This is a genomic window from Microbacterium sp. H6 (genome assembly GCF_003314775.1).
In the GTDB taxonomy this organism is placed as follows: domain Bacteria; phylum Actinomycetota; class Actinomycetes; order Actinomycetales; family Microbacteriaceae; genus Microbacterium; species Microbacterium oxydans.
In genome coordinates this window covers 22,495-23,875 of the sequence record NZ_QOAY01000021.1, presented here as the reverse complement: position 1 = coordinate 23,875, position 1,381 = coordinate 22,495, and the positions used below count along the sequence as shown (strand labels likewise).

1 protein-coding gene and 1 pseudogene are annotated in these 1,381 nt (G+C 66.1%); both read left to right on the top strand.

Annotation, left to right across the window (positions count from 1 at the left end; genetic code table 11):
• Positions 1-1,116: endolytic transglycosylase MltG (mltG, locus tag DSP71_RS01095; RefSeq protein WP_113680146.1), on the top strand; the 1,116-nt coding region annotated here is incomplete at its 5' end.
• A gap of 4 nt (positions 1,117-1,120) precedes the next feature.
• Positions 1,121-1,381, top strand: a pseudogene (locus tag DSP71_RS22855) (shikimate dehydrogenase); the annotation flags it as partial.

The window sequence follows — 1,381 nt, the reverse complement described above, 5'->3', positions numbered from 1 at the left end:
GCCCTCTTCGTCCCCCACGATGAGAACGTCGACGCGAAGCCCAAGAAGAAGAAGCGGCGGAAGGGCTGCTTGATCGCGCTCGTGATCGTTCTCGCGATCTTCGGCGGGATCGCCGCCGGCGGCGCGTGGGTGTGGAACACCTACGGCGACAAGATCAGTGATGCGATGGGGTGGGGCGAGTCGAAGGATTGGGAGCCCGGGCTGGCCAACGGCGAAGCCCTCGTCACCATCAAGCAGGGGGACACCGGGGGTCCTGTGTCCACCGCCCTCTATGAAGCCGGTGTGACGAAGACCGAAGACGTCTTCTACGACTACATCGTCGACGAGAACCTCGCCGTGACCTTCTATCCGGGCGTGTACCGCCTACAGAAGAAGATGACGGCAGAAGCCGCCCTGGCGGCGCTGAAGGACGATGGCAACAAGATGGCCAACGCCGTCTCCGTCTCCGAGGGCGGGACGATCGTCTCGTCGCTCCCCGGTATGGCCGAGACGCTCGGTCTTCCGCTGGCCGACTTCGAAGCGGCGGTTCAGGATCCTTCGGCGTACGGAGTGGACGCACCGAGTCTGGAAGGCTGGCTGTTCCCCGCGGTGTACGAGTTCGACCCGGGAGTAACGGCGCCGCAGGTGATCCAGCGCATGGTGGACCGCACGCGGGAATCGCTCGACGCGGCAGGCGTGCCCGCGGCCGATGCGGAGCGGATCCTCACGATCGCGTCGATCATCCAGCGCGAAGGCCGGCTCGACGACTTCGCGAAGGTGTCGCGGGTCATCCAGAACCGTCTCGACATCGACATGAAGTTGCAGATGGACTCGACGGCGCAGTACGGGTACGGCTCGCTGCATGAGGGGGTCGTCTCGAGCTCCAAGGAAGCTCTGGAGGACGACAACGACTGGAACACCTATGTGCGCACCGGTCTGCCGCTCACGCCCATCGCCAGCCCGAGCGATGCCGCCATCAAGGCCGCGATGGCGCCCGCCGACGGCCCGTGGCTGTACTTCGTCACGATCAACCTGGCGACGGGGGAGACGCAGTTCTCCGAAACGATGGCCGAGCACGAGCAGGGCATCGAGAAATGGCGCGAGTGGTGCCGGGCGAACCCCGACGCCGGTTGTTGAGCCGGTGACGCGGTCTCGTCTGGCGGTCTGGGGCGATCCCATCGGGCATTCCAAGTCGCCTGCGCTCCATGCCGCTGCATATCGCGTGCTCGGACTCGACTGGGTCTATGGCCGGCGTCAAGTCGCCGCTGAGGAGTTCGAGCCGGCACTCGCGGGGCTGGACGACACGTGGCGCGGCCTCTCGCTGACCATGCCCCTGAAGGAGGCGGCGTTCCGTGCGGCGGTGACGGTCGATCGTCACGCAGAGCTGACCGGAGCGGTCAAC